Genomic DNA, 8827 nt, shown 5'->3' on the forward strand with positions numbered 1-8827 from the left:
CCCGACCCAGAAGGGCTTTGTCGATGGCTTTCCCAGACCGGGCAATGAATCAGGAGGTCGCCGTGAGCGTCGTCCTTCCCGCCTACAACGAGGCGGCCACGCTCGCGGGGACCGTCGAGACCACCCTCTCGACCCTCGATGCGTTTCTCCCCGCTGGCTCCTTCGAGGTCCTGGTCGCCGAGGACGGCTGCGACGACGATACTCCCGAGATCGCCACCCGCCTCGCAGGCGATGACGACCGGGTCCGTCACATCCACAGCGACGAGCGGCTCGGCCGTGGCGGGGCGCTCGTTCGGGCCTTCGAGGCCGCCGACGGGGAGACGCTCGCGTATCTCGACACCGACCTCGCGACGGACATGACCCACCTCGAAACGCTAATCGAGAGCGTGCGTACGGGCGAGTACGACGTCGCCACCGGGTCGCGACTTCTCGGGGCGAGCGACGCCGACCGCCCCGCAAATCGCGACGTCCCGAGCAAGGTCTTCAACCGGCTCGTCAGGCTGTTCCTGCGCTCGTCGGTTCACGACCACCAGTGCGGGTTCAAGGCCTTCTCCCGCGAGGTGTTCGAGGACGTCGTCCCGACGATCGACGACGACCACTGGTTCTGGGACACCGAACTCCTCGTTCGCGCCCAGCGGGCGGGCTACCGGGTCAACGAGTTCCCGGTCGCCTGGACGCCGAAGGGCGACACGAAGGTCGACTTCGTTCGGGACGTGCTCGGGATGGGGGGCGGCATCCTCCGAACGTGGTGGCAGGTCATCGTCGCGCCGCGGATCACCCGGCGGGTCACGCTCGCCGCCGGCACGCTCCTCACGGTCCTCGCGGTCGTCCTGATGACCCAGTACCTCGAGGTGTCGAGCGTGCTCGACGCCATCGAGGGTGCCGACCTCGCTCTGGTGGCCGTCTCGGCGCTGGTCTACGCCCTCTCGTGGCCGGTCCGGGGCGTGCGCTACCGCGACATCCTCGCCGAACTCGGCTTCGAGGAGGGCGTGGGCTTCCTCACGGGTGCGGTGTTCGTCTCCCAGACGGGGAACCTCGTCTTTCCGGCGCGGGCGGGCGACGCGGTCCGGGCCTACGTCGTGAAAACCCGACGACGGGTGCCCTACCCGGCGGGATTCGCCTCGCTCGCGGTCGAGCGCGTCTTCGACCTCCTCACCATCACCCTGCTCGCGGGCGTGGTCTTCCTCGGCCTCGCCGCGACCGGCGCGACCAGCCTCACCGGTCTCGCCTCGACCGTCGCGGGCGGCCATCAGAGCGGCCAGCTCGCCGTGACGGTCGCGGGCGGGATCGGCGTCATCGCCATCGCCGCCGTGGGACTCATCGTCGCCAGCGCGAGTTCGGACTCGAACCTCGTCCGCCGTGGCGTACGGTCTATCAGTACCGACGCCTACGCCGACACGGTCGCCGGCGTCATCGAGCGCTTCGTCGGCGACGTCCAGGCCGTCGCCAGCGACCGCCGCGCGTTCGTCCGCGTCGGCGCGTCGAGCCTCCTCATCTGGACGCTCGACGTCGTGACCGCGCTCGTCGTCTTCGCCGCCTTCGACGTCTCGGCGGCCCCGGCGACCCTCCTCGCGGTCGGCTTCTTCGCGGTGAGCGTCGGCAACCTCGCGAAGGTCCTCCCGCTCTCGCCCGGCGGCATCGGTCTCTACGAGGGCGCGTTCGCGCTCCTCGTGACTGGCCTCTCGCCGGTCGGGTTCTCGGTCGCGCTCGCGGTCGCCATCGTCGACCACGCCGTGAAGAACGTCGTCACCGTCATCGGGGGCCTCGTCTCGATGGCGGTGCTCAACGTCTCGCTCACGACCGCTGTCGAGGAGGGCCAGGAAGTCGAGGCGACCCCGACGGAATAAGCCCCCACCTTTTGCTGCGGTCGCTCGCTTCGCTCACGGGTCACTCCATTCCCCGTTCGCATCCAAGGTTCTCCCTTCGGTCGAACCTCGCGCCGCTCGCTCCCTGGCAAAATGTGGATCAAAAGCGCGTCGGGTTCCCGATGGTCACCCTCGCGCCCGCTCGCTCACTTCGTTCGCTCGCGGTACGATCACTAACTAACCCGCGCCCACAGACCGCTTCCGTACCGCCCACCGCAACCGCACAGCTCCGCCGCCGCAGAAGCCCTCGGCCACTCGCTCCGCTCGTGGCACTCGCCCTTCATCCACCAGGAACAGCACCGCGACCGCACGGCCGCGCCGCAACCGCCGTACTGCGACCGCGGGCCGCCCCGCGGCCGCACCGCGCTCGCCGCTGCGGAAATCGTTTTCACCCGGCGCGCCGGAAGCGGAACATGGAGAACGCGAACGCGACGACGCGCGAGCGGATCGCCGACTACCTTCGCGGACGGACCGCGGCCGCGGGCACCATCGCCAACGAGTTCGACATCCCGACGACCAGCGCGCTCTCACACGTCGAGCACATCGCCCAGTCGCTCGACGGCACCGACGAACAGCTCCTCGCCGCCCCGCCCGAGTGTCGAGACTGTGGCTTCTCGGGCTTCGACGACCGTGCGAACCGTCCCTCGCGGTGTCCGGAGTGCCGAAGCGAGTCGATCGAGGAACCGCTGTTCAGAGTCGAATAAGCGGCTTACTCCGACGCCAGCGGGTCGATGCGCCGGGCCGCCGACCGCCGCTCGTCGTAGACCTCGGTCGCCCACTCGAAGAGCGCGTCGTCGGTGCCGTCGAGACACTCCCGGAGCACGCCACGGTCGTCGTAAGCACCCACCAACACCCGGTCGTCGAGGATCGTGAGCCCGAACTCCAGCGCGCCGGGATACTCGAACAGCTCGATGTTCTCGAACGCGTGGGCGTCGTCGAGCGCGTCGGGGAAGGACGCCTTCGAGGTCGAGAACACCGAGTCGTCGATGACGAGCTCCATCGGGACGCCGGCGCTCACGAGCTCGAACGCCGCCTCGTTGATGACGGTGCTCACGACCGGCGAGATCCCCCGAAAACGCTCGGCGTCGGTCGCGTTCGTGAACACGTCGGCGAGGTGAGTGAGCGCCGCGTGGGGGTTCTCGGGACAGCCGGCGATCAGGGTGGCGTCGTCGAGCGCGGCGATCGAGAGCGCCCCGGCGCTCTCGCCCAGCCGGTTCAGGAACGGCCCCCACTCGCCGACGCGCTCGACCGCGTTCTCGAGCCCCTCGTAGCGTTCGAGGATCAGCCGTCCGCCCGGCGTGAGATGGAACGTCCCCTCGTCGCGGACGACCCACTCGCGGGTCGTGAGCCCATCGAGCGTGCGGTGGACCGTCGACCGCGAGAGGTCGCCCTCGCGAACGAGTTCGGACTGGCGATGCGGCCGGTCACGGAGGGCTTCGAGTATTCGTACCCGATTTTCAGACCCCGCAAGAAACGAAATATCTTCGCGAGTGGTCATTGATAATTCCTCAGTTCGCACGCGTGAATATCTTGTGGGGTCCGGTCGACCGGACGGACCTACTCGTCCCGAAACGCCGCGACCGCGGCCCGATACCCCTCGCGGTAGGTCGGGAACGCGAACTCGTAGCCGAGCTCCCGGAGCTTGTCGTTCGAACACCGCTTCGAGGTCTCGACCCGCCGCCGGGCGGCCGCCGAGAGGTCGTCCTCCGCGAGCCGTTCTTCGGTCGTCCGCTTTCCGGGGCGTTCGACCCCACACTCGTCGGCGAGCCAGTCCGCGAACGCCCACCGGTCGGCGGGTTCGTCGTCGGCCATGAGCACCGTCTCCCCGCGAGCGGCGTCGGCGGCGAGCAGGAATCGCACCGCACCGGCGGCGTCGTCGCGGTGGACCATGTTGAGATACCCTTCCGTCACCGGTCCGTCGAGGTAGCGTTCGAGCCGGTAGCGGTCCGGACCGTAGAGCCCCGCGAACCGGGCGACGGTGCCGTCGATCCCCCGCGATCCCGCCTCCTCGATGGCGACTCGTTCGGCCTCGGCTAGCACCTCCGTCTTCTCGGTGGTGGGTTCGATCGGCGTCTCCTCGTCGACCCGCTCCCCGTCGTGGTCGCCGTAGACGCCCGTCGAAGAGGTGTAGACCAGCCGGTCTGGCGGGTCGTCGCGCTCGGCGAACGCCTCGATGGCCGTCCGAAGCCCCTCGACGTAGACCTCGCGGGCCGCCTCTGCACCACGACCGCCCGAGCTCGCCGCGAACACTACCGCGTCGACGTCGGGCACGGAATCGAGATCGTCCCGGCTAGTGACGTCGGCCTGCACCGCCTCGAACCCCGCGCGTTCGATCGTCTCGCATCCGTCGGCGGAACGACGCACCCCGACGACCTCGTGGTCGGGGGCGAGCTGCCGTCCGAGTTCGAGTCCAACGTAGCCACAGCCGAGGATCGCGACCCGGCTCATGGTTTCCGCTCCTCGATGTAGCCGTGGATCATGGCCAGTTCGTCGAGGGTCATCGGGAGTCGTCCCTCGATCTTCTGTTGGATCTCGCGGGCGTCGAACGAGCCGTCTATCCCGGACTCGACCGCCTCGACGTCGAGCACCGCGGTGGTCATCCCGAGGAGGAGCGCGTCGCGGGTCTCCGCGACAATGGCCTCGGCTTCGGGTTCGTCCTCGCTCGTCGCGAGCACCGCCGCGGCCTCGTCGAGCGTGATCTCGGGCGAGTCACCCGCCGCGAGCGCGCGAACCGCCTCGACGCCCGACTCGTCGGCGACGGTCTCGACCCCGCGCTCGTCGATCACCGCCCGAAGGCGCTCGTCGTAGCGCGCCCGGAGCTCCGTCGAATCCAGTTCGCCGGCATCGTCGATATCGTGGAGCATGGGACGGCTACCGCCCGCCGACGTAAGTGGGTTGAGTTCGGCCGCCGCGTCGAACCCGTTCCGACTGCTCGCGACCCCACGAACCCCCTCGATGAGTCCGGTCTCGGCGGCGAGGTCGGCGACGCGGCCCCGGCGACCGACCGCCGCGCGGGCCGCTCCCCGGAGATCGCGGCGCGCTCGTCTCGCCAGATCCGCGTCGTCGGCCTCGACCAGTGCCGCGAAGCGTGCAGCCGCAACGAGGAGGCCGACGATCCCATCCGGATAGACGACCGTGCCCGCCTCGATCCGAACGCGGATCGAGGTGACGCGGGGCGTGACCGCGCCGACGACGCGTGCGCGACACGCCGGGTTCGTCAGCCGACCGCCGGCCGGGCAGTCGGTCGCGTCGACGACGAGCCGATGGTGGTCGACCCGCGTCTCACAGCCACACCGGTCGGCATCCATCGGGGTCGTCGTGCCCGCCACGACCGCGAGTGGTCGCGTGCTCGCATATCAACCTTCGTCGGCGGGGCGGCCGTAGGGGGCGGTCACATGAAGCTGCCGAGGCCGGTCTGGGTCTGGCCCGACCGGACCTCCTCCCAGGAGATCCCGAGGGCTTCGAGCACGCGCGCGATCGGTCCCTTGAGGGTCTTATCGAGCATCTTGTCCCGGTCGATGGCGAACTCATCGGGGATCTGGTCGGCGAACTCGAAGCAGATCACGCCCTTGCCGTCGCTGACGTCGCGCTTGAACTCGCGATAGCGGTCGTCCTCGCCGATGTCGGGCCGCTCGGATTCGATCCGCTGGAAGAAGCGGTCGTCGACCCGGTCGAGGTAGAGCCGCTTCGGTTTGCTGCCGCGCTGGAAGTTGGTTCCGAGGAGGAGGTTCGCGTACTTCGCGCCCCGGACCTGCGCGGTGTCGGTGTCGTAGTCGTCGAGGCGTTTGCCGATACCCCCCGGAATCCCGATCGCCTCGACGTCCACCTCGTCGGCCTCGAACTGCTCGATGACGTCCCGGACGTAGTTCTTGACTTCGTCGAGGTCCTCCCCGTGGACGATCCGGTCGATCACCTCGTGCTGGACGCGCTTGGTGATCGGCGCGATGTCCGAGCGTTTGTACTCGAAGCCCGTGATGTCGACGTCGTCGACGTCCTTGCCCTCCTTCCAGATGATGTGGCCGGCGTAGCGTTTCTTCTTCCCGGCCTGGAAGAACCGCCGGTAGAGCTTCTCGAACTCGATCTGAAAGCGGTGTTCGTCGGCGTTCAGGGCCTCCTCCGCGAACGCGTCGTAGGCCTCGTTGATGTGGTCCTCGATGGTGAACGCCTGCTCGATGGCTTCTTCCTTCGAGACGTCGGTTCCGAGTTCGAGCATCACCGAGTCGGTGTCGCCGTAGGCCACCTGGTAGTCGAGTTCGTTGGCGGCCTGCTCGGTGAAGCTGATGACCTCCCGGTTCGTGGAGGTCACGCCCGCGCTCATCGCGCGGTCGTAGAGCCGGAAGCGGTCCCAGCCGAACACCCCGTACAGACTGTTCATGATAACCTTCACGGCCTGCTGCTGGCGGTCGAGACGACCGTACTCGCCCGTTCCGGGGGTGTGCTCGTCGCGGCGCTGTTTCTTCTCCTCGCGCTCGGTGAGGAGTTCGTCGACCATCTCGCGGATCATCCCGTCGGGCTCCTTCCGGAAGTGGATCCCCGTCGGGGTGCGGTAGGTCTCGCCGTCGTAGGTCTCGGGGTCGACCTGGGTCTCGGGCGAGGCGTTGATCGTCACCATCGACATCGGGTAGAGGGACTTGAGGTCGAGCACCGAGACCATCTCCTTCACCCCGGTGATCGGGTCGAACACCGCACCGCCCTCGAAGTCCTCCGTCTGCTGTTGGCCCTTCGAGGGGAGCGCGAATCTCCCATGTGCCTCGTGGAGGACGTACATGTCGACCGCGTCGCCCGGCGTGGTCGCGTCCTCGAGTTTGCAGCCGACGAAGGAGGCCACCTCCTTCCAGAACGGGATCACGCCCTGTTGACGGTCGATCTCGACGCAGATCTCCACGTCGCGAAGGTTGTATTCGAGCAGGCGTTCGGGGTTCTCCTCCCAGAGGTCCCCGATGGAGCCCGCGTATCGCTCCTTGCCGACGCCGAGTTCGACCTCGCCGACCGCGTCCAGTCGATACGAATCGAGTTCGGAGAACTGAGTCCGTTGATAGGCGTAGAGCAGGTCGAAGACCACTCGTCCTTTGATGTTCGGCCCCTGCCAGTCCGAGCGCCAGACCTCGTTCACCCGCGAGAGCCGGTCGGGGTCGAGGTCGTAGCCCTCACACTTCGCACCGCCGAGCACTTCGAGGCGGTCGATGAGGTACGGCGCGTCGAAGTCCGCGAAGTTCCAGCCCGTGAGGACGTCCGGATCCGTGTTCTCGACGTACGCGAGGAAGGCGTCGAGCATCTCCTCCTCGGAGTCGTAGTTCTTGACCGTCGCCTCGATCTCCTCTTCGATCCCCGCGTAGCCAGCGAGGTCGTCGGGACCATCCGCGCCCTCGGGGGCCTCGTAGAGCCAGGTGATGTACTCGTCGTCCCTCGAGTCGTGGCTCGACAGACAGATGATGGGCTCCTCGCCCTCCTCGGGGAAGCCCGAGCGGTCGTCGACCTCGATATCGAAGGTACAGACCCGCACGTCGGCCGTCATGGGGACGGCTTCGACCTCGTCGTGAGGGACCACGAGCGCGTCGTCGGAGCCGCGGCGCTCGGGCACGCGAACGCCGCTCTTGACGTCCTTGTCGATCAGAAATCGGTTCGGGAACAGGATGTCGGCCTCGTAGTGGTCGTAGCGGTCCCGGAGCTGACCCACGTCGCGCGGGGTCTGGCCGAAGACCTTGGTGAGGCGCTCGCCCCGGATGCTCTCGTAGGGCTCGCCGTCCTCGTCTTCGTCCTCCGAGCCGGTGAGTCGCTCGTCGAGGTCGCCCGAGAGCGTGTCGGTGGGGGCGTAGAAGTAGGGTCGAAACTCGTGGACGCGAACGTGTTCGACCTCGCCGTCCGCCGTGCGCCCGAAGACGTGGATGATCGGTGTCTCGCGCTCGCCCGACCCCTCGACGGTGTAGTCGACCTGGGTGATCGCCATCTCCACGGTCCCGGTCGCGTCGGGATACCGGCGCTCGGTCGGGTCGACGATCTCGGCGTCGCTCCCCCCGTCGCCGGCGACCGTCCGCGCCGCCGCCTCCGCCGCCGACCGCTCGCCGCCCGACCCGGCACTCCCGCCGAGCGTCGTCTGCGTCCCCGGAGTAGTCATACCACCCCCTTCGCCGCCGCCGCTAAAAATCCCCGCGGTCGGCCGTCCCGGGATCCAAACCGTCATTGTCCGGCGGGTGGTAGCTCGGCCGAAACCGTGTTCGACGGCCTGCTGGGTGGTTCGACGACCGACCCCGACGACGACGCCGAGACGTCGGTCATCCCCGGCGCTCCCTCGGTCGACGTCCCCGACACCTCCGACGTCGAGGTCCCACCCGAGGTCTCACACCTGTTCTGGAGCCTCGTCGTCTCGGTCGACATCGCCGTGCTCCTCGTCGCCCTCGGCGGGATGTTCATCTACTTCGAGGGCCGGTGGCAGCTCGGCGGGGTCGGGATCGTCCTCGGGCTCTTCACGCTCGGCTACGCCTACCTCAAGTACCGCGTTGCGGAACCGCTAACCGACCGGGCCGAGTAGTCGAGCCATGCACCCGGCTTCCGACGGCGCGAACGAGCGGGCATCGGCGGACGACGGCTGTTCGGCGGACGGGTCGGGGTTCGCCGACGCCGCGAAAGCGGTCCCCGAACCGCTCAGGCGGCTGATCCGTGGGGTCCACACCGACCGCGGCCTCGGGCTGCTCCGGACGATCGACGACCGGGGTGGAATCCCGGTTCGAGAACTCCTCCGCGACGACCTCTGTGAGAGCGACCTCCACGGGCTGTGTGGTGAGTTGCGTGCGGCGGGGTTGCTCGAAGAGTGTGAGGTGGCCGGCGAGCGTGGCTACAGAGCCACCGAGACGGCCCACGAGGCGCTCGAACGGCTGCACGCGACGTGAGACGCCCCACCGCGACCGCCCGGCGACCACTTTCACTCCATGCTGCGGTGTTTAATACGCGGCCGCTGGCTAGTT

Annotated in this window: 8 protein-coding genes; 4 read left to right on the forward strand and 4 right to left on the reverse strand. The window is 68.4% G+C overall.

Annotated elements, in window-relative coordinates; genetic code table 11:
* Positions 1-44: 44 nt before the first annotated feature.
* Both C447_RS13640 and C447_RS13645 read left to right on the forward strand, forming a co-directional pair.
* Complete coding sequence (locus C447_RS13640; protein ID WP_007694906.1) at positions 45-1847, forward strand: flippase-like domain-containing protein; 1803 nt, start codon at positions 45-47, stop codon at positions 1845-1847.
* A 431-nt stretch (positions 1848-2278) separates the two neighbouring features.
* Entirely contained in the window at positions 2279-2569 is a 291-nt protein-coding gene (locus C447_RS13645) for a transcriptional regulator (RefSeq protein WP_007694908.1), read from the forward strand.
* A 5-nt stretch (positions 2570-2574) separates the two neighbouring features.
* Here C447_RS13645 and C447_RS13650 read toward each other — a convergent pair whose 3' ends face one another.
* The 4 genes from C447_RS13650 to C447_RS13665 form a co-directional block, all read right to left on the reverse strand.
* The gene (locus C447_RS13650) at positions 2575-3363 is read right to left on the reverse strand and encodes a helix-turn-helix transcriptional regulator (protein WP_007694910.1); all 789 of its coding nucleotides are present in this window, start codon (positions 3361-3363) and stop codon (positions 2575-2577) included.
* A 59-nt stretch (positions 3364-3422) separates the two neighbouring features.
* The gene (locus C447_RS13655) at positions 3423-4313 is read right to left on the reverse strand and encodes an SDR family oxidoreductase (RefSeq protein ID WP_007694912.1); all 891 of its coding nucleotides are present in this window, start codon (positions 4311-4313) and stop codon (positions 3423-3425) included.
* Positions 4310-5194: a DUF5791 family protein gene (locus C447_RS18365; protein WP_239639189.1), complete on the reverse strand. Its 885-nt coding sequence runs from the start codon at positions 5192-5194 to the stop codon at positions 4310-4312. Before C447_RS18365 ends, C447_RS13655 begins: the two co-directional genes overlap by 4 nt.
* Before the next feature lie 62 nt (positions 5195-5256).
* The gene (locus tag C447_RS13665) at positions 5257-7980 is read right to left on the reverse strand and encodes a DNA-directed DNA polymerase (protein WP_007694925.1); all 2724 of its coding nucleotides are present in this window, start codon (positions 7978-7980) and stop codon (positions 5257-5259) included.
* A 96-nt stretch (positions 7981-8076) separates the two neighbouring features.
* On the opposite strand from C447_RS13665, the gene C447_RS13670 reads away from it, so the two are divergent.
* Positions 8077-8394, forward strand: coding sequence for a DUF7322 domain-containing protein (locus C447_RS13670; RefSeq protein ID WP_007694927.1), 318 nt, complete (start codon positions 8077-8079; stop codon positions 8392-8394).
* 7 nt (positions 8395-8401) lie between these two features.
* Positions 8402-8752: a DUF7346 family protein gene (locus C447_RS13675; protein WP_007694928.1), complete on the forward strand. Its 351-nt coding sequence runs from the start codon at positions 8402-8404 to the stop codon at positions 8750-8752.
* Positions 8753-8827 lie beyond the last annotated feature (75 nt).

The sequence above is a fragment of the Halococcus hamelinensis 100A6 genome (genome assembly GCF_000336675.1).
In the GTDB taxonomy this organism is placed as follows: domain Archaea; phylum Halobacteriota; class Halobacteria; order Halobacteriales; family Halococcaceae; genus Halococcus; species Halococcus hamelinensis.

Excerpts from the sequence above, each read along its gene's own strand:
- C447_RS13640 (WP_007694906.1), top strand. The coding sequence starts at position 45 with ATGAATCAGGAGGTCGCCGTGAGCGTCGTCCTTCCCGCCTACAACGAG.
- C447_RS13645 (WP_007694908.1), top strand. The coding sequence starts at position 2,279 with ATGGAGAACGCGAACGCGACGACGCGCGAGCGGATCGCCGACTACCTT.
- C447_RS13650 (WP_007694910.1), bottom strand. The coding sequence starts at position 3,363 with ATGACCACTCGCGAAGATATTTCGTTTCTTGCGGGGTCTGAAAATCGG.
- C447_RS13655 (WP_007694912.1), bottom strand. The coding sequence starts at position 4,313 with ATGAGCCGGGTCGCGATCCTCGGCTGTGGCTACGTTGGACTCGAACTC.
- C447_RS13665 (WP_007694925.1), bottom strand. The coding sequence starts at position 7,980 with ATGACTACTCCGGGGACGCAGACGACGCTCGGCGGGAGTGCCGGGTCG.
- C447_RS13675 (WP_007694928.1), top strand. The coding sequence starts at position 8,402 with ATGCACCCGGCTTCCGACGGCGCGAACGAGCGGGCATCGGCGGACGAC.